28 protein-coding genes and 1 pseudogene are annotated in these 24,001 nt (G+C 49.7%); 17 read left to right on the top strand and 12 right to left on the bottom strand.

Annotation, left to right across the window (positions count from 1 at the left end; translation table 11 throughout):
* Positions 1 to 22: 22 nt before the first annotated feature.
* The 11 genes from ACMXD4_RS17960 to ACMXD4_RS17910 form a co-directional block, all read right to left on the bottom strand.
* Entirely contained in the window at positions 23 to 313 is a 291-nt protein-coding gene (locus ACMXD4_RS17960; protein WP_415878986.1) for a hypothetical protein, read from the bottom strand.
* Complete coding sequence (locus tag ACMXD4_RS17955) at positions 300 to 1,412, bottom strand: zonular occludens toxin domain-containing protein (protein WP_415878985.1); 1,113 nt, start codon at positions 1,410 to 1,412, stop codon at positions 300 to 302. Before ACMXD4_RS17955 ends, ACMXD4_RS17960 begins: the two co-directional genes overlap by 14 nt.
* Before the next feature lie 3 nt (positions 1,413 to 1,415).
* Positions 1,416 to 1,748, bottom strand: coding sequence for a hypothetical protein (locus tag ACMXD4_RS17950; RefSeq protein WP_415878984.1), 333 nt, complete (start codon positions 1,746 to 1,748; stop codon positions 1,416 to 1,418).
* Between the two features lie 2 nt (positions 1,749 to 1,750).
* Entirely contained in the window at positions 1,751 to 3,229 is a 1,479-nt protein-coding gene (locus ACMXD4_RS17945) for a hypothetical protein (RefSeq protein ID WP_415878983.1), read from the bottom strand.
* Positions 3,230 to 3,356: 127 nt separating this feature from the next.
* Entirely contained in the window at positions 3,357 to 3,575 is a 219-nt protein-coding gene (locus ACMXD4_RS17940) for a hypothetical protein (protein WP_415878982.1), read from the bottom strand.
* A 2-nt stretch (positions 3,576 to 3,577) separates the two neighbouring features.
* The gene (locus ACMXD4_RS17935) at positions 3,578 to 3,808 is read right to left on the bottom strand and encodes a hypothetical protein (protein ID WP_415878981.1); all 231 of its coding nucleotides are present in this window, start codon (positions 3,806 to 3,808) and stop codon (positions 3,578 to 3,580) included.
* Between the two features lie 146 nt (positions 3,809 to 3,954).
* The gene (locus ACMXD4_RS17930) at positions 3,955 to 4,296 is read right to left on the bottom strand and encodes a hypothetical protein (RefSeq protein ID WP_415878980.1); all 342 of its coding nucleotides are present in this window, start codon (positions 4,294 to 4,296) and stop codon (positions 3,955 to 3,957) included.
* Positions 4,297 to 4,753: 457 nt separating this feature from the next.
* Positions 4,754 to 5,023: a hypothetical protein gene (locus tag ACMXD4_RS17925; protein ID WP_415878979.1), complete on the bottom strand. Its 270-nt coding sequence runs from the start codon at positions 5,021 to 5,023 to the stop codon at positions 4,754 to 4,756.
* A 3-nt stretch (positions 5,024 to 5,026) separates the two neighbouring features.
* Complete coding sequence (locus ACMXD4_RS17920; protein ID WP_415878978.1) at positions 5,027 to 5,179, bottom strand: hypothetical protein; 153 nt, start codon at positions 5,177 to 5,179, stop codon at positions 5,027 to 5,029.
* Between the two features lie 17 nt (positions 5,180 to 5,196).
* A complete protein-coding gene (locus ACMXD4_RS17915) occupies positions 5,197 to 5,856 on the bottom strand; it encodes a hypothetical protein (protein ID WP_415878977.1) in 660 nt (219 codons plus the stop codon).
* Between the two features lie 11 nt (positions 5,857 to 5,867).
* Entirely contained in the window at positions 5,868 to 6,077 is a 210-nt protein-coding gene (locus ACMXD4_RS17910) for a hypothetical protein (protein ID WP_415878976.1), read from the bottom strand.
* 516 nt (positions 6,078 to 6,593) lie between these two features.
* Here ACMXD4_RS17910 and ACMXD4_RS17905 point away from each other — a divergent pair.
* From ACMXD4_RS17905 to ACMXD4_RS17890, 4 genes are all read left to right on the top strand, one after another.
* Positions 6,594 to 6,908, top strand: a complete 315-nt coding sequence (locus tag ACMXD4_RS17905; protein WP_415878975.1) for a hypothetical protein — start codon at positions 6,594 to 6,596, stop codon at positions 6,906 to 6,908.
* Positions 6,909 to 6,919: 11 nt separating this feature from the next.
* Entirely contained in the window at positions 6,920 to 7,111 is a 192-nt protein-coding gene (locus ACMXD4_RS17900; protein WP_064020642.1) for a hypothetical protein, read from the top strand.
* Positions 7,111 to 7,284 carry a type II toxin-antitoxin system HicA family toxin gene (locus ACMXD4_RS17895; protein WP_415878974.1) on the top strand — a complete coding sequence of 58 codons (174 nt, stop codon included), beginning with the start codon at positions 7,111 to 7,113 and terminating at the stop codon, positions 7,282 to 7,284. The genes ACMXD4_RS17900 and ACMXD4_RS17895 overlap by 1 nt, the downstream gene beginning before the upstream one ends.
* A gap of 283 nt (positions 7,285 to 7,567) precedes the next feature.
* Entirely contained in the window at positions 7,568 to 8,302 is a 735-nt protein-coding gene (locus tag ACMXD4_RS17890; RefSeq protein WP_415878973.1) for a tyrosine-type recombinase/integrase, read from the top strand.
* On the opposite strand, the gene ACMXD4_RS17885 is transcribed toward ACMXD4_RS17890, so the two are convergent.
* Complete coding sequence (locus ACMXD4_RS17885) at positions 8,294 to 9,373, bottom strand: IS630 family transposase (RefSeq protein WP_415878126.1); 1,080 nt, start codon at positions 9,371 to 9,373, stop codon at positions 8,294 to 8,296. The two genes, ACMXD4_RS17890 and ACMXD4_RS17885, sit on opposite strands and share 9 nt — an antisense overlap.
* A 54-nt stretch (positions 9,374 to 9,427) precedes the next feature.
* On the opposite strand from ACMXD4_RS17885, the gene ACMXD4_RS17880 reads away from it, so the two are divergent.
* From ACMXD4_RS17880 to ACMXD4_RS17820, 13 genes and pseudogenes are all read left to right on the top strand, one after another.
* Complete coding sequence (locus ACMXD4_RS17880; protein WP_415878972.1) at positions 9,428 to 9,733, top strand: tyrosine-type recombinase/integrase; 306 nt, start codon at positions 9,428 to 9,430, stop codon at positions 9,731 to 9,733.
* A gap of 87 nt (positions 9,734 to 9,820) precedes the next feature.
* Positions 9,821 to 10,612, top strand: coding sequence for a hypothetical protein (locus ACMXD4_RS17875; protein WP_415878971.1), 792 nt, complete (start codon positions 9,821 to 9,823; stop codon positions 10,610 to 10,612).
* A gap of 78 nt (positions 10,613 to 10,690) precedes the next feature.
* Positions 10,691 to 11,779: pseudogene (locus ACMXD4_RS17870) on the top strand (IS5 family transposase).
* Between the two features lie 200 nt (positions 11,780 to 11,979).
* The gene (locus ACMXD4_RS17865) at positions 11,980 to 12,213 is read left to right on the top strand and encodes a hypothetical protein (protein ID WP_415878970.1); all 234 of its coding nucleotides are present in this window, start codon (positions 11,980 to 11,982) and stop codon (positions 12,211 to 12,213) included.
* Between the two features lie 90 nt (positions 12,214 to 12,303).
* Positions 12,304 to 12,525, top strand: coding sequence for a hypothetical protein (locus tag ACMXD4_RS17860; RefSeq protein WP_415878969.1), 222 nt, complete (start codon positions 12,304 to 12,306; stop codon positions 12,523 to 12,525).
* A gap of 195 nt (positions 12,526 to 12,720) precedes the next feature.
* Positions 12,721 to 13,245 carry a hypothetical protein gene (locus ACMXD4_RS17855; protein ID WP_415878968.1) on the top strand — a complete coding sequence of 175 codons (525 nt, stop codon included), beginning with the start codon at positions 12,721 to 12,723 and terminating at the stop codon, positions 13,243 to 13,245.
* Positions 13,246 to 13,446: 201 nt separating this feature from the next.
* Entirely contained in the window at positions 13,447 to 13,917 is a 471-nt protein-coding gene (locus tag ACMXD4_RS17850; RefSeq protein WP_415878967.1) for a helix-turn-helix domain-containing protein, read from the top strand.
* Between the two features lie 9 nt (positions 13,918 to 13,926).
* The gene (locus ACMXD4_RS17845; RefSeq protein ID WP_415878966.1) at positions 13,927 to 15,042 is read left to right on the top strand and encodes a tyrosine-type recombinase/integrase; all 1,116 of its coding nucleotides are present in this window, start codon (positions 13,927 to 13,929) and stop codon (positions 15,040 to 15,042) included.
* 93 nt (positions 15,043 to 15,135) lie between these two features.
* Positions 15,136 to 17,892: an N-6 DNA methylase gene (locus ACMXD4_RS17840; protein ID WP_415878965.1), complete on the top strand. Its 2,757-nt coding sequence runs from the start codon at positions 15,136 to 15,138 to the stop codon at positions 17,890 to 17,892.
* A complete protein-coding gene (locus ACMXD4_RS17835) occupies positions 17,885 to 19,054 on the top strand; it encodes a restriction endonuclease subunit S (RefSeq protein WP_415878964.1) in 1,170 nt (389 codons plus the stop codon). The genes ACMXD4_RS17840 and ACMXD4_RS17835 overlap by 8 nt, the downstream gene beginning before the upstream one ends.
* Before the next feature lie 4 nt (positions 19,055 to 19,058).
* Positions 19,059 to 19,694, top strand: coding sequence for a DUF4433 domain-containing protein (locus ACMXD4_RS17830; RefSeq protein WP_415878963.1), 636 nt, complete (start codon positions 19,059 to 19,061; stop codon positions 19,692 to 19,694).
* Between the two features lie 5 nt (positions 19,695 to 19,699).
* Positions 19,700 to 20,755 carry a macro domain-containing protein gene (locus ACMXD4_RS17825; protein ID WP_415878962.1) on the top strand — a complete coding sequence of 352 codons (1,056 nt, stop codon included), beginning with the start codon at positions 19,700 to 19,702 and terminating at the stop codon, positions 20,753 to 20,755.
* Complete coding sequence (locus ACMXD4_RS17820) at positions 20,755 to 24,000, top strand: type I restriction endonuclease subunit R (RefSeq protein ID WP_415878961.1); 3,246 nt, start codon at positions 20,755 to 20,757, stop codon at positions 23,998 to 24,000. The genes ACMXD4_RS17825 and ACMXD4_RS17820 overlap by 1 nt, the downstream gene beginning before the upstream one ends.
* Position 24,001: the final 1 nt, after the last annotated feature.

Here is a 24,001-nt window from a genome sequence, read left to right as displayed (position 1 = left end):
ATTTTGTACAGCTATTAACAGGCTACACTTTAGGCTTTTGAGATTTTAAGAAGTCCTCCCCGTGCCGAAGGTCTTTGCCTTTTGATTTCCATTCCGGATCGGTGCCGAACCTGGCCCGGTATTCTTTCGTTAGCTCGTGGTTCAAGGCGTCTGGAGACCTGTTGTATTGCCGGCCTTGTCGATAGACCTGATCCATTTCGATTTGGGTATATTGGCCATAACGCTCTAAGCGTTCGTTGCTGAGTTCCGAAACCCACGCCCAGTAATCACTATGGACGAGTTCCTTTTGGCTTTCGCGACTACGACCGCCCATCGGATTGCTCAACAGGCTTTGGCTGCTCGGCGTTACCTTGAGCAGAATTACCGCCCGCCAGATAACCAACCGATTCGCGACCGGAAAACCACGTAACAACCTCGCCATCAACGTCGCAAAAGACTTCCAAACCATCATGGCGACAATCCTCAGCGAATATTTTGCGCTGTGCCTTGCTTTGACTGACCAAGATGTAAACGGGCCTTTGTCCCGTTTTACCGTAGTTATAGATAAAACCACCGATACGCCACTTGCCGGAATACGTGGCTTTTTTTGGCAGCTCAACCGCTTCAGCTACCGTTGGATTAACGTTGTCGGTAACGGATTGCACAACACGGGTAGGCTTACCTGGCTTTGCTGGCTCTTGTTTCACGTAGTCAATCGTTTGATTAAGACCATAAATAAAATAACCGACACAGAAGACAAACAAGGCAAGACCGGCGCGAAACTGGAAGGAATGAAACCAGGAGCTTTTGACCATCCTAGTTTCATCGGGCGATGCATCACTAACAGCATGCATATGGGTTTTGTAATACCGGTAGACTTCAGGCCGATAAACGATATTTTCGCTTTTGATAATTTGGCTTTTGGGCGGCCTGTTATCATCGGCCAAGGTCGCGGCCTTGCGGCAATAATAACGAATCGCCGCATTTTCCTTGCCAAGGTCCAAATGCTTGACGGTGATAATGCTGGTTTCGATCAACTTGCGAATAGGCGCCGCAATATCGCCCATGTCTTGTGAAATCAAGACCACATCCATGGAACGGCCGTTTTCATCCGATCTATGACCATGCTCTTTAAGCAAAGCAAGCTGGCTTTCGGGAATGGCCTTCATCTGCTTGCCTTGTGGCCACAATCGCCAAATTTCATCAAGTATCAATAAGCAGCCATGGCCTATATCAGACCAGTCTTGCTTTTCGAGACTTTCTATAAATTGCACCCTTGCCGCAGGATAATCTTGCAAGATTTCCGGCATTTTGAGCGGCAGATTTGTAACGATCAAACGCCCCTCTTTTAATGCGGGCAGTACAAACAGCTCAATTGAGGTGTAACTTTTGCCCGATCTCGGTTGACCAGCCAGGCCGACTATACCAGCCATAACCTAACCCAAGAACGGCAAGCGCCGTATAGCAAAGCGGATGAAATACGCGGTAATTATTGCTGCGATACCTTGAGGCAATAACAGATAACCAGCGAAATAACCCAACGGACCTTGAAAAGCAGAATTAAAAGCCGTCGCCATGGCGGGGATACCAGCAGCATCAAGAGCCGCAGAAACCAAGTCAAAAAGAGGATTAAGCAATTTAGCTAAAATCAAATTAGCGTAATAACCCAAGGCATCAAAAGAACCGGCAAATATGCCAGCTATGTATTTTGCCGGGTAGACAATCCACTTTACTAAGTAGCTAAAAAAGCTGGTGAGAATCGCGCCCATTGTCAAGCCTTTAGGACGATAAACGAGACTGTAATCATAATCAGCAAATTGACTATGGTGGCGACGTTAGAACGGTTACTTTCGAGTAAATCACAGTGACCAGACTCATTGATAACACCAAGCCCCATAGAACTCAAATCCATAACAAACGCAGGACACGTGCCCGCGCTAGTAATACTAGGTACAGCCCTATTTTTAAGAGTGGTAAATCTTTCGCCTGGGGAACAAACACCCATGGCGCAATTAATCGACGAAGAGCAATTACCGCCACATAAATAAGAGGCAATTATAGCTTTGCCGTCTGCAAAACCGTCGCCAGGATCAGAACCGGTAAAAGTACCGTAATCGTTTTGTTTTTGGGTCGTTGACGTGCCATCGTTATTAATGACGGTCGTGGTGGTGGTTACGTTAGTGGTGTTATTGGTCGTAGTGGTTATTTCAGTTGTAGATGTTGCCCAACTGATATTGGTATCACCTACGGTTGTTCCAGTGACGGTCGGCGTTGCAGTTGTAATAGATTTTTTTGTAACGGTACTAGTAGTGCCATCAGCGTTAGGAACCTGAGCAGTACTAATGGTTTCCTCAGGACCGGACACCGGTGATGCACTAACGGTAACCGGCGTTGTAGGTGTCATAAAACCGGATGAACCGAAATCTATGTTTTTTGCAATAGAATCGCGAATAACGGCATCTGCTAATTGAGATTCTGTAGCAGAACTGGCCTGTATTTTAGAGGCGAGCTGAGATTCAGTAGGAGTGGTGATGGTGGTCGGGGTGGTGGTAGTTGCGCATTGGCCTGTTGAGTAATCAGGAACAGCAGGAGCAGTACACTGGACTACAGATTTATTCATGTAACCATTGGCAATAGAACAACCACCGGTAGCGGATTTTGTGGCCATTCTAGTGGCGTCGTAGCTGCACCACGACGAAACCCAAGGATTAGCCGCTTTGATGGCAGCAAGACAGGCCGCGACGCCTATCGTGCCAAAATTAGTGCCGCCGTTGATCCAGCACACACCGACGCCGCTGGTATCGGAATATGTTGTAGTTGGCGTGCCGGTTTCAGTAACTGTGCCATCGGGATTTAAACCAATGAGCGGCGAAACGACCGAATAAATGGCATACGCGGCGAGTCCGTAGCCGCCTGCCTTTTTCGCAATATTTGCAGCACTGGCAGCTAAGGTCTGGCGAGGAATAGCAGCAGACCAATTCGCCGGCAATGGAACGACTTTATTTAGCAAAGTCTGCAAACTTGCGGGGCGAGGGGCAGTAACCACCGCAGACCCGCCCGAGGACGCCACTTGCCACGCACTAGGATTAAGCGCCTTGTCCCACGCTTTGAGATCAAGGAACCCGACAGAACTAGCGGAATTCGGCGTTACAGTGACGAAAGCAGCGGCTTGCGCTTGACCAGTAAGAGCACTAACAAGGAAAGCTAGTATCAAACAGACGGTATAGAAGGCAAGAAGAGGACGCGGCATAAATCACCGAAATACATAGACGGCCAAATAGAGGCCTAGACAAAACATGGCGAGATAATAGTAATGTTCCATTAACAGCACCGTTTGTTAGGAGGCCGACCAGCCTAGACTGATCGGCCACGACGGATTATTTAAAACCCAGTTTGCCGGCAATTTTGCCGCCGCCTTTGATGAAGATACCAACCGCGATGAACGCCGCGAAGACCACGCCGAAGGCCGTTTTCAAGGCAGTGAAGTCAACAGCAGCGGTCAAGGTGTCGTAATCACTCGTTGCGAAGGCGTCAACGCCCACCAGCATCAAAAACATGGCAAAAAATGCCACTACCCAATGTTTCAAGTTTTTCATGGTTATTTCCCCATTATCACGTTATAGATTTGGCGCATGCCCCAAGCAGAAGCTAGAGCCATGCCACCGATGAAAAAACCAGCGCCGACCGCCTGCCCCATTACAGCCGGGTCTATTTGACTGAAGTCAAAAAAGGCCGGGGTGGCTATGGTCTGCCAATCAACAGAGCAGCGAAGAACGCCAGTGAGATCGACAGTTAAGTCACCGTTGCAGACAGGTACGACGCTAGCCATTTAAGCCACCTGGCCTAAATTCCGTAGCCAATGGCCTTTGTTGTTCACGTCGAACTTGGTGAACCGGGCTTTTGGCATTTTGTTTCGTGTGGCATAGCGCCGCGCGCGGCGGGCTATGTTTCGGTTAGTTTGGTTGGTTTGCATGGCTATGCCTTGCCGGCTGTGTTGTCCGGCCGTGTTTCAGTTACCTTTTTCATACGGGATAAGCTCGGGTCTTTGACGCTGAGTAGGGTAAGCTTGGCTTTGCCGCCTGAGCCGCGGGTAACATCAACGGATAGCTCGAATTGACCGGGCAGGTAGCCTTCCTTTTCGTAGGCTTTGAAGGTTTCGAAGTGATCCAGCGCCCCGCCAATTACGAGCTGTATGGGTCCAATAAGGTTTTGATTTAGGCCGTCGTTTTCGTCTTCACAAAATACGTTGCAACCCTTGGTCGATTCTGAGTCGTATTTTTGTACCATTCTTACGTTAGCGACTACGATTGTTTTCATGGTTTGATTTCCTGTTAGTTTTTGTGGCTGTTTGTTCCCTTGGCTCAGTTATCCGGTCGGGATGTTACCGGGCTGTATGTTGGTCAATATGGGCGCACCCGTTGGGCCGGGCTTTCCGCTCCAATTGACTTTAGGTAACAAGAACGGTCCGTAAGCCAAAAATGCTATTGCGCTACGCTTCATAGATTTTTTGCTAACGGTCCGTAGCTGTTACCTAATGTCAATTTCCGCTGCAATCCCTTGCGCGGCCTTCGATTGAAGTCGCTCCCTCTGCTCAGGCTCAAGGCCCCCACCCGTGTTTTGGCGGAGGCCTCCCGCCATGCTTCGGTCAGATGCGGCAAAGTTCGCAAGCTGGGCGGGCCTGTCAAGGTACGCAAGCTTTACCCCTTGACAGGCCCGCCCAGCTTGCGAAAAAGCGCCGCGACCGAAGCGACGGCGAGAGGCCCCCACCCAAACACTAACTTCCATGGTTCACCCCAACAAGGTCACTATCAGCAGGCGCTTCAATAGGATCTTTTTTCGGTACGAGTTTGCCGTTTAAGAACATAGCCAATACCGCCGCGCCTAGTTTATAGCTGGTAGTGGCACGTCTGGCGGCCTCAAGTTCGAGCCTCAAATAAAGCTCTGTAGGCAATCTAAGCTGAAATTGCCGAGTCTGAGTTTTGGCCGTTGCTCCAGGTTGAATTGGCGGCAATGTATCTAACGGATTTTCTGATTCAGTAGACATTTTTTAAGGCCCTTTCGGGTAACGATTTTCATTGAAGAACCACGCCCAAGGATTCCAGGGCATAAACCAGCCGAGAAAGATGCCGAAAACGAAAACAATAAATAGGAGACTGCCGACCATTTCATTAAAGGCGTTGATGGCTTCGACGCAATCCATAATGGCTGTTGGGTCCATTAGGCCACCCGCCTTTTGCCACTACCGCGATTGGCGGAATATCGAAAACAGCCGGTGTAGTCATATTCTTGAGGCAACCGGGAAACACGAGACTTTTTAGGGCGGCGCCACATGCTCCACAGGTGAGGAACGAACAGTACAGCGGGTGACTTTTGGATTGGTTTGGTATCTGGCTCGAAGTCGGATTCGGTCAAAACCTCTTCGAAGTCGTTACCCTGGATGTGCACAGTGGCAACAGAATCAGTCCAAAGGGACGTTTGGTTACAGCATTGGACACAAAGGCAATCGGCTTGATGCAATGACGTATCAAAGGACACGGGCGCGGGATCATGGGTTAGTTCTGTTTGCTGTTCTTCGGTCCAATCGACCTGAACAAGCGAGATAGGAGCAGATTCAGGCAATTCCAAATCAGGCGCATGCTGAAGCCGTGAATAGTCATCAGAAACGCCGTTAAGCCAAATGTTATCGATTTTCTTCACGGCTTCATCAACTAGAGCACGAACAGCCTTAGATTCTGAAAAAAGCAGAGCGATTGAATGAGCATAGGCCGATGCGCTTGCATAGGCATAATAATGCTGGCCCACATTCAAATAAGTACGTTGATAACTTTCAACGTAGGTTTGCAATAACCGGGTAATGTCTGTAAGCGACGTTTTCATCTTTCCAACCTCTATTTAGGCAATTGGTCTAAGTCGATGCATTGTTGAAACAATGCCACCAGGTTAATAACGCGATGTTTGCCAACCACCATGCTTGGCACGTATCCACGAACTACCCATCCTTCAATCACACCTAGAGAAAATCCGGTCATGTCCGCGAATTTAGTCTGCGCCATAAACGGGATGGGAGGCGATTGCAGGAAGGGCGGGGTTTGTTCCATATGCTTTTCCGTTTTTGGGTTACTATTATGGGTTGTTGGGGTACGTTTTTAACTTGCTAGTAATTATAACTAGCAATTATTATTTGTCAACTATTTCTAGTAATAATTGCGAATGGACATAACTGAGAGAATGCGCACTTTGCTAAACCACAAAGACGCAAAAACAAAAGACCTGGAAGAAGAAACAGGTATAGATAGGAACCGCTGGAATAATGTGAGAAAGACAAACCCCACAGCGAAAGCAAGAGCGGAAGAAGTAGAAGCGTTAGCAAGAATATATCCAGAATTCGCGTATTGGCTAACGACAGGACTAACAATCCCGAGCGCTGGACAAATAAGCCCAGAATTGGAGGACACCCGAGAAAAACTAGGCTAGGCTGGATAACAGCAAGCAAAGTGGTAAACAGATGGAAGGCTGTTGTTCAGCCTAAGGACGAATAAGCGATCGCACGAAAAGCAGCACGAACAGAACACGTCCGAGAACGCCTAAAACGCAAATGAAGGTAGGTGAGATATATGGGACTTTTAGATAGAGACTGGTATCACGAAGCAGTCGCTGAACGGGAAAGAAAACTCAAGAACGAGCACAGCGACAGCAAACCGCCGGGCAAGAACTACGATGTTCTAGACAATATGAATCTAAAGAACATACCGTTACCTGCCAGCCAAAACAGTAAAGCATTCAAAGCAAAAACACTGATACAACAAATAAACAATGTTTTCGAAAAATCATTGGAAAAGATTGCGATACCAGCTTTGATTAGCTTAATACTTTGTGCTGTATTCCTAATAGCAGAGACAGCATTCAGAGTAATCAACGCCGGACATTAGAGATAAATAATATGAAAGAAATCGAATACACCTGGTGGAAAACCGAACATTTCTATCTTGGCTACCTAAACGACTACCCAGATTACATGACCCAGGGCGAAACCAAGGACGATCTAATCGAGCATCTGAAAGACCTGTTGGCGGATATTGAAAGCGATACCGTGCCGTTTATACGACATACCGAAAAGCTATTGGTCGCGTGATGAAACGACGGGATTTAATCAGGAAGCTTGAAGAGCTGGGATGCCAATTAACCAGGCACGGCGGTAAACACGACTGGTACACCAACCGCACCACACAACATTCTCAAGCCGTACCCAGGCACACGGAAATCGACGAGCATCTTGCAAAAACCATCATCAAGAAACTCAGCTAGTGTCAACAAATCGTCAACAGCACTGCCGGTTATAGTCGCTTAAAGCCGCCCTTTAATATTGTAAGCAACTGATTAAGTTACTTTTTAGTTTCGTTGGGTGCCGTTTCAAGTAACTTTTAATGCGATGGTCGTGCGTTCGAATCGCACACGACCCACCACTGAATTGATAGAAAAAACAAAAGCTTACAAGGACTTTAAGCTTCAGTAACTGTGTACTAAAACAGCCGACTACAGTGATTTTACTGGTAGTTGTGTTTTAACCCTCTAGCATGAGGAAACACAGATGCTAAATTTCCACATCATCAAAGTTGATCTCAAAAACGGCGAAACCCGTTATCGTACTATTCTTACCAAATCTGGTAAGGGAATCAAAACCAAAACTTTTCGACGCAAACAAGATGCCCGTATCTGGGGTACTCGTTCTGTTCTTGAATATCAAGAATACGAAGCTAAGGGCGTTCGTCCCTGTACTATTCCTTTTGATCGTCTAGCCGACGAATACATGGCTTGGTGGACGGGCAAAGACCACGACCGTGCGCGTCTTGTCAAATGGTGGACTGATCAATTCGGCAAAACGCTTTTGCCTGAAATCACACCCGACGAAATTCGCCTCAAACTTAAACCCAAGCGCGAACAAGCCCCAGCCACCTATAACCGCTATCTTGCGGTCTTATCCTCAATTATGGATTTTGCCACCCGGCAACAAGAGGATGATACTGTTTCAGAACAGTACATTGATGAAAATCCCTGCAAAAAAGTTCGTTCTCAGACGGTAAGCAACAAAGTCGTTCGCTATCTATCCGACGAAGAAAAGCCACGTTTAATTCGCGCTGCCCAAGCTATTGGTGGCAAATTTTATTTGAAAGTGTTGATGGCATTAACCACCGGGATGCGTAAAGGCGAATTGGATAAATTGCGCTGGTGCGATATTGATTTCGACAAAGGCCTAGCCCTTCTAGCCGACACAAAGAACGGTAAACCACGACATACACCTATTCCCAGTGTCACACTAGTGTAACGTCCCTAACGTTGCTTTAGCTTTGTCGACTTTCGCCAAGATGGCATCAGGAGTAGCTGTCCATTGGTACGGCTTTGGGTGGGCATTGCGGTGTTCGAGGTACTGCATGATGGCCAGCTTTAGTTCGTCGACACTGCGAAATACCCCGCGACGGATACGTTCTTCGGTGATGTCACGAAAGAATCGTTCAACCAAGTTCACCCAGGACGCTGACGTCGGCGTAAAGTGCATCTGAAAGCGCGGATGCTTGTCCAGCCAGGCTTTCACGTTGGGATGTTTGTGGGTGGCATAGTTGTCGACGATCAAATGGACGGCCAACTCCTTGTCGGTTCGGCGGTCGAGTAGTTTCAAGAATTTCAGAAACTCATCGTTGCGGTGCTTAGGTACGCACTCGCCGATCACCGTGCCCTCATGAACATTGAGGGCGGCGAACAAGGTTGTGGTGCCGTGGCGTTTGTAGTCATGCGTCATCGTTCCGTTCTTGCCGGGTTTCATCGGCAAACCTGGCTGCGTGCGATCCAGTGCCTGGATCTGGCTTTTCTCATCCACGGAAAACACGATGGCTTTCTCCGGCGGCTCCAGATACAGCCCCACCACATCCCGTAACTTCGCTTCAAACTGCGGGTCGTTCGAGACCTTGAAGCCCTTGACCCGATGCGGCTTCAGCTGGTGCTCGCGCCAAATGCGATGCACCGCCATGCGTGAAATGCCGACCTGCTCGGCCAGCGTCCGGCAACTCCAATGTGTTGCGTGGGCCGGCTTGCCGGTCATCGTCAACGTCAACACTTCTTGCACCTTCTCCACCGACAACGGCGGCACTCGCGAGGGCCGCGTCTTGCCTTTTTTCAATCCGTCAATACCGCTGTCCACGAAGCGCCGACGCCACAAATTGAGCGTCGGCCCACTGATCTTCAAGGTGTCCATGATCGTTTGCGAAGGCAGACGGTCGGCAGTCATCAATACGATTCGCGCCCGCAACGTCTGCTTCTCTCCTATGGCTCGACTTTTCACCCACCGATTCAGCAGGGTACGGTCTTGCTCGCTCAACTCAAGTTTCTTTGGTGTTCTCATACCCACCAATTCTACCATTCATAAGTATTTGTCGGGGACGTTACACTAGACGAGTTGAAAAAGCATCGGGAGGTTGGAAGTCGATTGTTATTTCCATCAACCACCGACCCGAACAAGTCTATCGACTACAAAAAACAATGGGCCAGTTGTTTGAAAGCGGCAAATATCAAAAACTTTCGTTGGCATGACATGCGACATGATACTGCGTCCACTTTAGCACGGGATGGACGAACGTTAAAAGAAATTGCCGAAATACTTGGACATAAAAGCCTGATTAGCACAGATCGTTATGCACATCTCTGTACTGAACATAAAACCCAAATTCTCAATGACACAATGAACCGTACAATCTCATTTTAAAAATAAAATTGAGTAATAGTGGTCTGAATTAATTACACAGTTTTTAAACACCAGCGATTTCGAAAATACAGTGACTGAGGCAACTCAATGCAATTATCCAAGATGACTGATGATCAAAGAAAATCTTTCAAAAATGCTTTGGCGCATAAAGAAGTGTACTTTGCCAGAAACGACCCAAAGGAATGGCCTTCTTTATTTTTCAATATTATTAAGCCAAAGATTAAGACATTGAATTCAGCTATTGAATTCTATGAGTCTTTGACTGATAAAGAAATTGAAACCAGGCTTGCCGTGCATCACTGGGAAGCCCAAGCATGGGACGTATACGAAGCTTTAATGGGGTGTGGTTTGTTGCCAATGGGCAGGTCTATCGATCCAAAGCGATGGGCAGAAAAAGAAATCGATAATGTTAATTTACTATTAACAGAAGGCAGAAATCAATTGATGACATCGCGCGAATTCTATGAAGATGCAATTCCGCTTATATACAATCAATTGGTCATCGGCGAATGGAACGATTTCATTTCGACATCAATAGATGAACTAAATTCTTTTTATGAGGAAGAATCAAAATATTACAAGAAGCATGGGTATGATGAATATGATCCAATTGATATTGACTTCAAGATTCTTTGTATGGCTCCCAAGGAGGAAGATTTCTTAAATGAAGCGTATTTGGCAGCAATGGAAATTCAAGCATTGATTTGGTACAGGGAGTTTTTAACTGAAATAAAGATTTTTGGGGTTACTTTCTATGATGGAGAATCTGAGCGTTATGAAAATATTGATAGCAATCAGCCCAGAAGAAAATATATCAATATTAATCAGCTTAACAGGCTGTTGATTTTATCTCCCCCGCAAGCCGCATTGATTCGTTGAGTCAATCGCAAGAGCAATTCATAAGGTATTGTTATGCATGGTAAAATGATTCCATCTTCAATAGATTACCTTGATCCCATGCGCGGCGCCGACATCACTCAAGAAGAACTATTCAGTTACCGAACCCTGGAAACGCGGATTCCCAAGAAGCATCCTCTTCGCAAATTGCGCAAAGTGGTTGATCTGTTGCTCGCCACGCTGGACGACGAGTTCGACGCGCTCTACGCCCGTCGTGGGCGGGATTCGATTCCGCCTGAACGCTTGCTCCGCGCCAGTCTGCTGCAGGTGCTGTTTTCCATCCGTTCGGAACGGCAGTTGGTGGAACATATCGACTTCAACCTGCTGTACCGTTGGTTCGTCGGCTTGACCTTGGATGATGAGGTATGGGACCACTCGACCTTCAGTGCCAACCGAGACCGCTTGTTGAACGAACGCATCAGCCGCTTGTTTTTCGAAAGGGTACTGGCCTTGGCGGAGTGGAAGAACCTGATCTCCGATGAGCATTTTTCGGTCGACGGTACGCTGATTCAGGCCTGGGCCTCGCATAAAAGCTTCGTCAAAAAAGACGGTTCGACCCCACCGCCGGAAGACGGCGGTCGCAATCCCACCGTCAACTTCAAAGGCGAGAAACGCAGCAACGACACCCACGCATCCACCACCGATCCCGTTGCCCGGCTGTACAAAAAGAGCGAGGGCGACAAGTCGCAGTTGGCATTTCTTGGCCATGCCTTGATGGAGAACCGCAATGGCTTGGTCGTCGACGTCGAAGTCACGCAGGCGACCAGTACCGCGGAGCGTGAAGCAGCCGAAACCATGGTCAAGCGTACGATCCATAAACCCGGCGCGACCTTGGGCGCCGACAAAAATTACGATACCAAAGACTTCGTCGCCAAGCTACGCAAGCGCAAGGTCACCCCGCATGTCGCCAGCAAGGACAAAGGCTCCGCCATTGACGGCCGCACCACCCGACACGACGGATACCGCAAAAGCCTCTAGGTTCGCAAACGGATCGAAGAGGTCTTCGGCTGGGCCAAAACCGTCGGCCCGCTACGGCAAACCAAATTCCGCGGGATGAAGAAGGTCGCCGCACAAACGATTTTTACCTTTGCCGCCTATAACCTGACGCGGATGGGCGCCATTTTCGGCTGGCGTTACAGCACCGTCTAGCCGGTAGTGCGCCTGAAATCCGCCAAAAGGCGGAATTTAACCCCCTTCGGAGTGAATATAACCGGCTAAAACCGGTTTTTGAGGCCTAATCGGGCTTCCAGACCATCCGGCGCTTCGAAAAATGGCGCCGAAACCGAAGGTATGACGGCAAATTTCAACAGCCTGTTAAAAGATCAAATGATGGATATGAGGCCATCCGCGTGAGCTTTGATCAATACTCATCAAAAAATGATCGTATTCCTAAATGGGCGGAATTGATGACCTATATGGTAAGCCATCCCCCGAAAGGGATTATGGTTGAAGGCTTGTATGATAGGAGTAAACTTATCGCCCTCGTTATTGAGGGCGTTGACAAGCCCATCGATAGAGCCGCATTTAAAAAACGATTTGACCGATATTTCAGAAAAACGGACATTAAGCAGGACATTAGTTGATATTTTTGGACAATTAGCCGTTTAGAAAAAAAGTCTTTTACGCCCCGTTACCATAGCCTCACGAATTTAAACAACCCGTGAGGCTTTTTTATGACCGACATCCCCACTCATACTACTTTGGGCGACTTCTGCCCGAAAAATACCTTTGCCACCCACCCCGACAACCCGCTGAAAGAATCTGAGTTCAACTGGTTGTTAAAAAACCGCGATGCCAACGGCTTCAAAGAGGCATTCGTCAAAGTCAATGCCAGAAAGTTTCTGGTGCATATTCCAACCTTTACCAACTGCTTAGCCAGCCGCAGAGGCGCGTAACTCGGCTTGTCCTGCCCCCTGCATGCCGGCTACCGATTCGGATAATCGGGCACAGATTGCCGGTATCGCATGATAAATGCGGGACAAACCCAGATAAATCGTACCTTTCAGCGCAAAACTACAGTGATTTTATTTCTAACGACTCAAAAAACGCTGTTGTTGGCATCCAGAATTGAATTGTTTGGGGTTCAGTTAATGGCAGACAAAAGACAAAAATTTAAAGGCCGTCGCTCCGGCCAGACTTTTGGAGCGAAACCGCATCACATTTTTCGCGCGAACATAAAAACCAGCCAGCCTTCGCCGGCATTAGTGTTGGGTCATATGGCTGCACATTTACTGGATAACTTGGTGGCGCAGTTCAACGGCAATAACAACGGCGACCTTACAGCTGCACCCAAGATCATGAAACTGTACGGCTGGACTTCTCAAGGTTCCGTGCACAGCGCTTTGACCGAGTTATTGGCAAACGGCTTTATCGAGCAAACTCGCCAAGGTGGCAGAAACAAATGCTCGTTGTATGCCCTTACTTGGCTGGCGATTGACGAATGCGACGGCAAGCTCGACGTGTCGCCAACCCGAGTACCTTCAAATCTTTGGAAATCGGAGAACAAGGCAAATATCGATCAACGTTTTGTCGACGCTTGGCACGAAGCGCAACTCAAGCCGAAGAGAAACAAACGGCCCGAGTTAAAAGTAGTTGTCGGCATGAGGACTAAATGATGTCGCTATTCGGACAAGTCTGCAAATTAACAGCCAAAAACCAGCGAGTTGTTTTCGCTATCAAGACAAGTCTCGCCATATTTTTGCTGTTTTGTTGTCGTTATTTGGACAGCTTTATAGATATGTTCCATGTGATGGACAATCTGATTCAAGCCCATCAACCGGCGTTGGAATGGATGACTGCAAAACGGGGTAGGCTGAATGGCTAAACTCCAAAATCCCAATCGCGCCAAAATCCACCGAAATTACACGGTAGAAGAAATTGCGTTGCTGTATGGGGTACACAAAAACACCGTGCGGCTATGGATAAAAGACGGGTTGCCCGCGATTGATCAAAGGCGGCCGATTCTGGTCAGTGGTTTAGAACTTCGCCAGTATTGGCAGACCAAACGAACCAGTCGAAAGCGCAAATGCCAGCCTTACGAAATTTATTGTGTTCGCTGCCGCATTCCGCAACGACCTGACGGAAACATGGCGGATTTCGAACCGCTCAATGCCAGTACCGGGCGTTTGATTGGCCTCTGTCCAGACTGCGGCGGCATCATCAACAAGTTCATCAAATGCACCCGATTAGACGAAATTCGCGGACAACTAGACATCACGCAAACGAAAGCACTGGAACACATAGACGAGAGTTTCAAACCCCTCGTAAACAGTGACTTCAACCAGTGAGATGAAACTATGACCAAATACAACGCTAATAACGAGCGGATTAAGCGCCAATACTTTGCTTTTCTCAAGGAAGCCAAGCGTCAGAATGAAAGTTCGGTGGATGCCGTCGCCAAGGCTATTAGTCGCTTTGAAGCCTACAACAAATACCGCGATTTCAAGGCTTTTCATTTTGAACAGGCCGTCGGCTTCAAACAACACCTTGCCCGGCAGACCAACCAGCAAACCGGCAAGCCGATCAGCAAAGCAACGCTGCATTCCACGCTGGGCCAACTGAAAACGTTTTTCCAATGGCTGGCCATGCAAACCGGCTACAAATCGCGCATCAACTACAGCGATGCGAAATATTTCAATCTGTCGGAAAAAGACGTACGCATTGCCACCGCAAAACGCCCAGCCGCCGTACCGACGTTGGAGCAAATCAAGCACGTTATAAGTGTCATGCCCAGCCAAACCGACATTCAGCGGCGTAACCGTGCCTTGATTGCTTTCACCTTGCTGACTGGCGCACGCGATAGTGCCATCGCCTCGATGAAATTGAAACATATCGATCTTACCGGCAAGAGCGTGTTTCAAGACGCTCGAGACGTAAAAACCAAATTCAGCAAAACCTTCACCACCTATTTTTTTCCGGTCGGTGACGAGATTCTGGAAATCATCATTGATTGGGTTCGCTACCTAAAAGACGAACTGCTCTGGGGCAACGATGATCCGCTGTTTCCTAAAACCCATGTTACCGTCAGTGAAAATAGAGGATTTCAAGCCACTGGTTTGGCAAGGGCGCATTGGAGCAATGCAACACCGATACGCACCATTTTCCGTGAAGCGTTTGAAGCGGCGGGCTTGTCTTATTTCAACCCGCACAGTTTGCGGAAGACATTAACCTCACTCGGGCAACAGCTTTGCCAGACGCCGGAGGAATTCAAAGCCTGGAGTCAGAATTTAGGCCATGAGGATGTTATGACGACCTTGTACAGCTATGGTTATGTGCAACAAAGCCGCCAAGGCGAAATCATTCAGCAACTGAAAACTCCGCGTTCGGCAACCGCCAGCCAATATCTGGACGATATTGCCAAAGCCATGCTCAAGGTGATGACCGAGCAACAAATGCAAATTCAAAGCGTTTGAAATGCCGGCCCACAAAAATTAGGCTGCCTGACGCTTTAAGGTCAAAATATCCGCTTTTTGATAAAAGCAGCACCAAACTGGAATTCGCACTTCATGACACAACTGACTTTAGGACAACTGGAACGACATTTGATGAAAGCCGCCGATATACTGCGCGGCAAAATGGACGCTTCGGAATATAAGGAATACATCTTCGGCATGCTGTTCTTGAAACGCATGTCCGACGTGTTTAACGAACGCTACGATCAAATCATCGCCGAACAATTCAAACTGGGCCGCAGCCTGGAACAAGCCCTGCAACGCGCGGAAAGCATTAGCCTCTACCCCAACGGCTTCGTGCCGAAAACCGCTCGTTGGAGTTATCCGGAGCGTGCGCAAAAAATCGACGGCATGGCCGCGCACCTGGCGGACTGGGGACCTATCGATCAAGGTAAACACCTTGGCCCCATCGAAGAATGGCCGGCCAAAGCGTTGGGCGACAAACTCAATCAGGCACTCGGGGCACTGGCCGTCAGTAATACTGCTCTGGACGGCGTACTGGGACACATCGACTTCGAGCGCAAAATCGGCGAAGTCACCATTCCCGACAAGGAACTGCGCAAACTGATCGACCATTTCAACGGCTACCGGCTGCTGGACAAGGATTTCCAATTTCCCGATCTGCTCGGCGCCGCCTACGAATTCATGATCAAATTCTTCGCCGATAATGCCGGTAAGCGCGGCGGGCAATTCTATACCCCGCGCGACGTGGTAAAGCTGATTACCCGCATCGCCAACCCCAGCGCCGGTATGTCGATCTATGATCCGACGGTCGGGTCGGGCGGTATGTTGATTCAAGCCCGCGACTGGGTAGCGATGCACGGCGATAACCCCGACAACATTGCCTTGTACGGCCAGGAAAACGACGGCGGTGTCTGGGCCATCTGCAAAATGAACCTGTTGATGCACGGCGTACCGTCGGCGGACATTCGCCACGGCGACACACTGATGAATCCCAAACACCAGCAAGGCGGCGAATTGCGCCGCTTTCATCGCGTCATGGCCAATCCGCCCTTCGCGCAAAACTACGAAGCCGAAGGCATGATTCACGACGAGCGCTTTCGCTTTGGCTTCACCCCGGAAACCGGCAAAAAAGCCGATTTGATGTTCGTACAGCACATGTGGGCGGTGTTGCAGCAAGACGGCCTGTTGGTCAGCGTCATGCCGCACGGCGTGCTGTTTCGCGGCGGCAAGGAATACGAGATTCGCAAAGGCTTTATTGATGCCGACCTGATCGAAGCCGTCATCGGCCTGCCGCAGAATCTGTTTTACGGCACCTCGATCCCCGCCTGTTTATTGGTGATGCGGCAAAACGCCGCCGGCAAACCGGAACCACGCCGCCAGAAGGTTTTGTTCATCAACGCCGACCGTGAATATTACGAAGGCCGGGCGCAAAACTTTTTGCTGCCGGAACACATCGACAAAATCGCCGCCACTTACGAACAATGGCGCGAGATTCCCGGCTATGCCTCCATCATCGGCCAGGACGAGATCAAGGCCAACGATTACAACCTCAACATCCGCCGCTATGCCGACAATGCCCCGCCGCCGGAAAGCCAGGACGTACACGCCCATTTGCGCGGCGGCATCCCGGAACGGGAAATCCGCGCCAAGCAAGCCCTGTTCGATGCCCACGGCTTTGCGTTGCGCGATTACCTGATTAGCCGCGAACCCGGCTATTGGGCTTATCCCGCCGCTATTCAACAAAAGTCCGACCTACCAAGCTGGCTGGAAAACGACGCTGGTGTAAAAGCCAAGCAACAGGCGTTGCAAGGCGCCATGGCGGCTTGGTGGCAACAGGCGCAAAGCCAAATCGCCGAACTGCCCGGCAATGGCCGTTTGATGGATTTGCATAAAAACCTGCTGGACAGCTTCAATCAACAACTGCTGCCGACCGGTCAATTCGACTGCTACAAGCTGGACGGCATTCTGGTGAGTTGGTGGGACGTGCATCTCAACGACCTGAAAATCCTGCTGGCCGCCAATAAACCTGCCCCGGACAACCCTGATAAACCCATACCCGCGCCGGAAATGGCCGCGCGTTATCTGATCGGCGCCTGGTGGGAAGCCCTGCTATCGGCGCTGGAAGAAAGCCAGGACAAGGACAGCAAGGTCAAGCTGGATTTAAAAACCGAAATCTTGGCCGTCAAACTGACGCCCCTGCTGCTGCAACGCTGGCAAAAGCTGGAGGCCAAACAGGCGGCGCTGGACGGCGACAAGGAAGCTTTCGAGGTCGGCCCGGAGGATTTCGAAATCGGCGAGGATGAGGATAATTACGCCAAACAATTGGAAGACGAGTTCAAAACCCTGAAAGCCCGGCAGAAAGCCATTTTGTACTGCAAAAAACAGCTCACCGGCAAGGGCCGGGATTCCATCGCCGATTACCAGCAACGCGGCCTGGATACCATGCCCTTGCAACAGGAACTGGACAAGCTGGATCGTAATTTGTTGAGCATCTCGCCGCGACTGGCCGAACTGGAAACCTTGCTGGCGCCTTATGTTGCCATCAAAGCCGGACTCGCCAAAACCAAGAAAATCATCGCCCGCTTGAAAAAAATCCTGCTGATTCGGTTGGAACGCAAGATAGCGGCGCTCAGCGAAGCGGAGGCGCAAGCCTTGTACCTGTCGGTGTTTTACGACGGTATCGCCAGCCAGCTCGACCGCGCTTTGCAAAGCCAGCGGCAAGCGGCCATAGCCGAACTGGACAACTGGTGGGACAAATATCAGGAAACCTATGCCGACATTGTCCGACGCAAACAACAGGCGACTGAAAGGCTGGAAGGTTTTTTGAAGGGGTTGGGGTATGAATGATTGGACAAAGTCTTCAATTGATAATGCTTGTTATATTCTTGATAATCTTAGAATACCTGTAAGCGAAATCGAAAGAAATAAGCGAAAAGGAAACGTTCCATATTATGGAGCCAATGGTATTCAGGGTTATATTGATGAATACATATTTAATGAAAAGCTAGTTTTATTGGCAGAGGATGGTGGGAATTTTGAAGACTACTCAATACGTCCCATTGCTTACCGCATAGATGGTTACTCATGGGTAAACAATCATGCTCATGTATTAACAGCGAAAAGCGGTTTCGATATAGATTACATTTTTTATTCATTACAGCATAAAAATATATTAAAGCACATTACAGGTGGAACCCGAGGCAAGCTAAATCAATCTGAGTTGAAGTCTATAATATTCGAATGCCCATCTGATTTTAAAGAACAAAAAACCATCTCCACCATTCTCGATACCATCGACGAAACCGGCCAAATCCGCCCGCATTGGGATGACAGGCCTGATTTATATAAGAAAACTGAATTGGGTTGGTTGCCAAAAGAATGGGAAATCCAGAAACTAGAAACAGTAACCAGTCACATTGTTGATTGTCCTCACACAACGCCGTCTTTTGTGGAAAATGGTGTTCTAGTAGCACGCACATTCAATATTAAAGATGGTGAATTCATTAGCCACAGCGCATCTTATGTAACAGAACCTGAATATATTGAGCGGATTTCACGATTGGAACCGCAAGCAGGTGATTTAATTTTTACTCGCGAAGCACCTGTAGGAGAAGCATTTGTCATTCCCGAGGGTATGCGTATTTGCCTTGGGCAAAGAACCATGTTGATTCGGTGCGATAAACAGCATTGCTTTCCTGATTATTTAGTTGAATATTTGTATTCAACTAAAATGCGCACCCGATTCGATCAGATAGTGGGCGGCACAACAAACCCACATTTGAATGTTTCTGACGTGAGGCAGTTATTAATCGTATTGCCAAATATTTACGAGCAAGAATTAATTAGCAAACAGCTGGCTTCAATTCGAACAACGTTAAATGATTTTCGAGCCGAAAAATATAAACTCGAAAAAATCAAAACCGGCCTCATGCAAGACCTGCTGACCGGCCAGCGCCGCGTCACGCCGGAATTGATCCGGCAAGTCGAAACCCTGACCGGTTCCGCCTAAGCTTATGTCCGTCCCTGAGCGCATTGGGCTGTATCACATCACCCATATCGACAATCTGGCGGGGATTATCCGCGCCGATGGCTTGCTGGCGCATAACGGCGTCGAAGACGATTATACTGACATCGCCCATCAAACCATTCAAACCCAGCGCAATCGGAGGCTGGTGCCATGTCCACCCGGCGGCGCCTTGCATGACTATGTGCCGTTTTATTTCTGCCGCCGTTCGCCGATGCTGTATGCCATTCACAAAGACAACATCGCTGGTTACCACGGCGGCCAGCAAAGTATCGTCTATCTGGTCAGCGAACTGGCGAGTGTGCAGCAGGCCGGCTTGAGCTTCGTGTTCACCGACGGCCACGCCATCATGCAGGTCAGCGAGTTTTACAACGACGAGGCCGACTTGAACAAAATCGACTGGCCGCTGATGAAAGCCAAATTATGGAAGGACACCGACGAGGACCCGGATCGCAAACGCCGCCGGCAAGCCGAGTTTTTACTGCATCGGCGTTGCCCGTGGTCGTTGATTTCCGGGATTGCGGTATTCGACGAGGCGATGAAATCGCGCGTGGAAAGTTTGCTGGATGATCTCAAGCCCGCGCATTTGCCGCGTGTCAAAGTGCTGCCCGCTTGGTACTATTGACGCCTATGATTACTTATCGCCACGGAAATTTATTGCAGTCCGACGCCGAAGCCCTGGTCAACACCGTCAATTGCGTCGGTGTGATGGGTAAAGGTATTGCTTTGCAATTTAAACAGGCGTTTCCGGCCAATTTCAGCGCCTATCAAAAAGCCTGCAAAGCCGAAGCGGTGCAACCGGGCAAACTGCTGGTGGTCGATACCGGCAACATGATCAACCCGCGCTGGATCATCAATTTCCCCACCAAAACCCATTGGCGCGCGCCGTCGCAAATTAGTTACATCGAGCAAGGCTTGGCAGATTTGCAGCGGGTGATTCGCGAATATGGCATCCGCTCGATAGCGCTGCCGCCGTTAGGTTGCGGTAATGGCGGCCTGGATTGGCAGCAGGTGCAACCCCTTATTGAAACAGCTTTGGCCGATTTGCCCGAGGTCGAGGTGCTGATTTATCCGCCACAACCCGCACCCGACGCCGACAGCATGCCGGTGGCGACCCTGCCGCCGGACATGACCCGCGCCCGCGCCTTGTTCATTAAATTGATCGAGCAATATTGCTTGCCGGGCTATCGTTTGAGTTTGCTGGAAATTCAAAAGCTCAGTTATTTTTTGCAAGTAGCGGGCGAACCGCTGAAACTGAATTTCAAGCCGCATTTTTACGGGCCGTATGCGGAAAATCTCAACTTCTTGTTGCAACGCATCGAGGGGCATTTTATCCGCGGCTACGGCGACCGCAGCAAGGATGCCGAGATTCATTTGCAGCCGGATGCGGTGGCCATGGCGGATGCGTTTTTACAAAACGATGCCGATGCCAACCAGCGCTTGGCCCGCATCAAGGCGTTGATCGAAGGTTTTGAAACGCCCTACGGCATGGAATTGCTGGCAACCGTGCATTGGGTGCAACGGCAAAATCCCACGGCCAACGACACCGACATCGTGCGCCAGGTGCATCAATGGAACCCTCGCAAACAGGCGTTGATGCGCGATAACCATATTCTGAAAGCCTTGTCGCGGTTACGCGCCAGCGGCTGGATTTCCGACAGCGAGCAACAGACAGCGATAGCCTGATGGACCACAACGAAGACAGTGAAGTCGAACAACCGTTTATCGCCCAACTACTGGCCCAGTCCGGCCAGTTATGGCGGCATATTCAAGGCAGCAAGGACAGCATAGCCGATCAAGGCCGCGAACAGTGGCGGGATGTATTGCTGAAATCTCGCCTGTTGGATGCCTTAAAGCGCATCAACCTTGATACCAGCGGTAAACCCTGGTTGGATGATGACCGAGTCAATCAAGCGTTCAAGGATTTGGACCGGCTGAGCGCCGCGACCGGTCATGGTTTGATGGAGAAAAATCAGGCCGCCACGCGCCTGTTACTGGAAGGCTCAACGGTAGACGGCCTACCCGGCTGGAACGAAGGCCGCAAGCAACGCATTCGGTTCATCGACTGGCACACCCCGGAAAACAACGAGTTTTTAATCATCAACCAGTTCCGCCTTGATGAACCGGACGGCCAGCACAAGAAATTCATCCTGCCGGATATTGTGCTGTTCGTGAACGGCATTCCGTTGGTGGTCATCGAGTGTAAAAGCCCGGCCACCACCAGCCCCATCGAAGAAGGCATCAATCAATTACTGCGTTATTCCAATCAGCGCGATTGGATCGATGCTCGCGAAGGCAACGAAAAGCTGTTTCATTATGCGCAGTTGCTGATCGTCAGCGATTTCGACGATGCGCGTCTGGCTTGCCCCGGTGCATTGTTCGAGCATTATTTGCCGTGGAAGGATTGCTGGCCAACTCAGATAGAAAATTTCGTGGCACAAATTGGTAAAACCAAGCTGTCGCAACAGCAATTACTGATCGAAGGCGTGTTACGCCCAGAGCGCTTGCTGGACATCCTGCAAAATTTCGTGATTTTCATGCAAGTCGATGGCCGCACCGTGAAGATTGCGCCCCGTTATCAGCAATATCGTGCGGTGCTGAAAGCCATGCAACGTCTTGAAAGTGAGCCTACACGTCTTCAGGATGGCGAATTCGACCGCCGGGGTGGGGTGATTTTTCATACCCAGGGTTCGGGCAAAAGCTTGACGATGGTATTCTTGGTGCGGCGCATGCGCAACCATGTGGATTTGCGCCATTTCAAGGTGGTATTCGTCACCGACCGCACCGATTTGCAGGATCAATTGTCGGCCACCGCCGAACTGACCGGGGACGGCGTCAATATTGTTGAACGGGTGCGTGATCTACCGGCGGTTTTACGCAAACCGGGGCCAGGCTTGGTATTTGCGATGCTGCAAAAATATCGCTCGCCGGACGAGGAAAAGAGCGACGACGATGCGATGGACGGTGTTGGGGAATTGAATGCATCCGAATCGATTTTGCTGATTATTGATGAGGCTCATCGGGGGCATACCAAAAACCTGCATGTCAATTTGATGATGGCCTTGCCGAATGCGGCGAAACTGGGTTTTACCGGGACGCCTATTGTTATCGGCAAGAAAAAACGCACGGCGGAGATTTTTGGGGATTTTATCGATCATTACACGCTCAGGGATGCGCAAGCCGATGGCGCGATTCTGCCGATTTTGTACGAGTTTCGGAATGCCAGGGGCGAAATCAAGGACGGCAAAACCGCCGATGAAATCTTTGAAGACGTGTTTGCCAAAAAGACGCTCGCGGAGCGGCAGGCGATACAGAAGAAATACGCTAGTAGTCGGGCGTTGCTGGAAAGTATCGAGTTAATCAAAAGCAAGGCTCGCGATGTGATGCGGCACTATATCGAGGTGGTGCTGCCCAACCACTTCAAGGCGCAATTGACCGCCACCAGCCGCCTAGCCGTGATGCGTTATTACGAGGCTTTGCGCGAGGCGCGCGATTACTGGCTGGAAAAGATAGAGCAATTGCCGGCGGCTGTGCGGAATTTGCCGGATGAAATGCTGGACACTTTGGACGATGAACAACGGTTTCTGGTGGAAGCTTGGCCGTTGCGGGAACTGATCGCCAAATTGGAGTTTGCGCCGGTGTTTTCCGCCGCTCACAACGACGACCCAGCGCTGGCACAGTGGAGCGATAAAAGCAAAATCGAGCAGCGCATCAGCCGTTTTAAAAAGCCATTCAGCCACAAAGACCCGGACAAAGCCGATCCACTGGCGTTTTTGATCGTCAAAAACATGTTGTTGGTCGGCTTCGATGCGCCGAATGAACAGGTGTTGTACATCGAACGCCGATTGAAAGAAGACGAATTGCTGCAAGCGATTGCCCGCGTCAACCGTACCCGGAGCGGCAAGAACGTCGGTTACGTGGTGGATTATGTCGGCATCGGCGGTTATTTGGCGGAAGCCTTGGCCGCGTATGCCAAGGACGACATCAGCGGCGCGTTTCGTTCCGCCAAACAGGAGTTGCTAGATTTGCGCGACCGCCACGCGCGGATCATCAATTTATTCAAGGAATGGGGTATTGCCGATTTGGACGATACCGAAGCCGCTGCCGAGGCATTGCGGCCATTAGATAGACGCGGCAAGTTTGCCGTCGCCTATCAACAGTTTCTGAAAACCTTCGGTAATCTGGAGCATCGTCCGGAAGCCAGACCTTACGCCAAGGACGCGAAAACGCTGGGATTTATCGCGGCACGCGCACGCAACAAATTCGGCGACAACAAGCTAAACATTGCCGGGGTGGGCGATAAGGTGCGAGCGATTATCGATGAATATGTCATCAGCAAAACCATCGAAACAGGGATTGCGCCTGTCGATTTGCTGGACGGCGAATTCAAGAAACAGGTTAAGCGTGTTCGTTCGGACCGCTCCGCCGCCGAAATAATGGCCCATGCCGCGCGCCACTATATCCGGCAGAAAAAACAGCAAAAGCCGGAAGATTACACCAAGCTAAGCAAGCACCTCGAAGCCATTCTGAAAAAGTTTAGCCAGGATGCCAAGGAATTACGCAAGGCCCTGGAAGATTTCATCAAAAACATGGCGCGGCACGAAGAAGAGAACGACACCGGTTTAAATGGTCAAACCCAGTTACCGTTTTATGTGTTGTTGATTGAGCATTACCAGGCTGGAGGGGGAGAACTGGGCGACGACATCAAGAAAAGTCTGATCGATTTGGCCGTTGAAGCGGTGGAGCAAATCAGCCAGCAAATCGGCAGTGTCAACTTTTGGGCCGATTCGCATAAGCAAGGTGTGTTGCGTCGTTTGTTGATTGAGTTATTGGATTACAGCAATATTTTCGAATTCGAAACTATAGAAGCAACGGTAGACCGAATGCTGGAATTGGCTCGACATCTTCACGACCGATTGGTGGCGGATTGAA

The sequence above is a fragment of the Methylomonas sp. TEB genome (genome assembly GCF_047777895.1).
Classification (GTDB): domain Bacteria; phylum Pseudomonadota; class Gammaproteobacteria; order Methylococcales; family Methylomonadaceae; genus Methylomonas.
The sequence above is the reverse complement of the archived record's forward strand: the minus strand, read 5'-3'. Positions and strand labels throughout refer to the sequence as shown.

Coding starts and splice junctions, on each gene's coding strand:
- ACMXD4_RS17840 (WP_415878965.1), top strand. CDS start 15,136: ATGACACAACTGACTTTAGGACAACTGGAACGACATTTGATGAAAGCC.
- ACMXD4_RS17825 (WP_415878962.1), top strand. CDS start 19,700: ATGATTACTTATCGCCACGGAAATTTATTGCAGTCCGACGCCGAAGCC.
- ACMXD4_RS17940 (WP_415878982.1), bottom strand. CDS start 3,575: ATGAAAAACTTGAAACATTGGGTAGTGGCATTTTTTGCCATGTTTTTG.
- ACMXD4_RS17960 (WP_415878986.1), bottom strand. CDS start 313: ATGGGCGGTCGTAGTCGCGAAAGCCAAAAGGAACTCGTCCATAGTGAT.
- ACMXD4_RS17905 (WP_415878975.1), top strand. CDS start 6,594: ATGGGACTTTTAGATAGAGACTGGTATCACGAAGCAGTCGCTGAACGG.
- ACMXD4_RS17845 (WP_415878966.1), top strand. CDS start 13,927: ATGACCAAATACAACGCTAATAACGAGCGGATTAAGCGCCAATACTTT.
- ACMXD4_RS17930 (WP_415878980.1), bottom strand. CDS start 4,296: ATGAAAACAATCGTAGTCGCTAACGTAAGAATGGTACAAAAATACGAC.
- ACMXD4_RS17945 (WP_415878983.1), bottom strand. CDS start 3,229: ATGCCGCGTCCTCTTCTTGCCTTCTATACCGTCTGTTTGATACTAGCT.
- ACMXD4_RS17860 (WP_415878969.1), top strand. CDS start 12,304: ATGACCGACATCCCCACTCATACTACTTTGGGCGACTTCTGCCCGAAA.
- ACMXD4_RS17935 (WP_415878981.1), bottom strand. CDS start 3,808: ATGGCTAGCGTCGTACCTGTCTGCAACGGTGACTTAACTGTCGATCTC.
- ACMXD4_RS17915 (WP_415878977.1), bottom strand. CDS start 5,856: ATGAAAACGTCGCTTACAGACATTACCCGGTTATTGCAAACCTACGTT.
- ACMXD4_RS17910 (WP_415878976.1), bottom strand. CDS start 6,077: ATGGAACAAACCCCGCCCTTCCTGCAATCGCCTCCCATCCCGTTTATG.
- ACMXD4_RS17890 (WP_415878973.1), top strand. CDS start 7,568: ATGCTAAATTTCCACATCATCAAAGTTGATCTCAAAAACGGCGAAACC.
- ACMXD4_RS17900 (WP_064020642.1), top strand. CDS start 6,920: ATGAAAGAAATCGAATACACCTGGTGGAAAACCGAACATTTCTATCTT.
- ACMXD4_RS17835 (WP_415878964.1), top strand. CDS start 17,885: ATGAATGATTGGACAAAGTCTTCAATTGATAATGCTTGTTATATTCTT.
- ACMXD4_RS17925 (WP_415878979.1), bottom strand. CDS start 5,023: ATGTCTACTGAATCAGAAAATCCGTTAGATACATTGCCGCCAATTCAA.
- ACMXD4_RS17820 (WP_415878961.1), top strand. CDS start 20,755: ATGGACCACAACGAAGACAGTGAAGTCGAACAACCGTTTATCGCCCAA.
- ACMXD4_RS17885 (WP_415878126.1), bottom strand. CDS start 9,373: ATGAGAACACCAAAGAAACTTGAGTTGAGCGAGCAAGACCGTACCCTG.
- ACMXD4_RS17855 (WP_415878968.1), top strand. CDS start 12,721: ATGGCAGACAAAAGACAAAAATTTAAAGGCCGTCGCTCCGGCCAGACT.
- ACMXD4_RS17875 (WP_415878971.1), top strand. CDS start 9,821: ATGCAATTATCCAAGATGACTGATGATCAAAGAAAATCTTTCAAAAAT.
- ACMXD4_RS17920 (WP_415878978.1), bottom strand. CDS start 5,179: ATGGATTGCGTCGAAGCCATCAACGCCTTTAATGAAATGGTCGGCAGT.
- ACMXD4_RS17895 (WP_415878974.1), top strand. CDS start 7,111: ATGAAACGACGGGATTTAATCAGGAAGCTTGAAGAGCTGGGATGCCAA.
- ACMXD4_RS17830 (WP_415878963.1), top strand. CDS start 19,059: ATGTCCGTCCCTGAGCGCATTGGGCTGTATCACATCACCCATATCGAC.
- ACMXD4_RS17850 (WP_415878967.1), top strand. CDS start 13,447: ATGGCTAAACTCCAAAATCCCAATCGCGCCAAAATCCACCGAAATTAC.
- ACMXD4_RS17955 (WP_415878985.1), bottom strand. CDS start 1,412: ATGGCTGGTATAGTCGGCCTGGCTGGTCAACCGAGATCGGGCAAAAGT.
- ACMXD4_RS17950 (WP_415878984.1), bottom strand. CDS start 1,748: ATGGGCGCGATTCTCACCAGCTTTTTTAGCTACTTAGTAAAGTGGATT.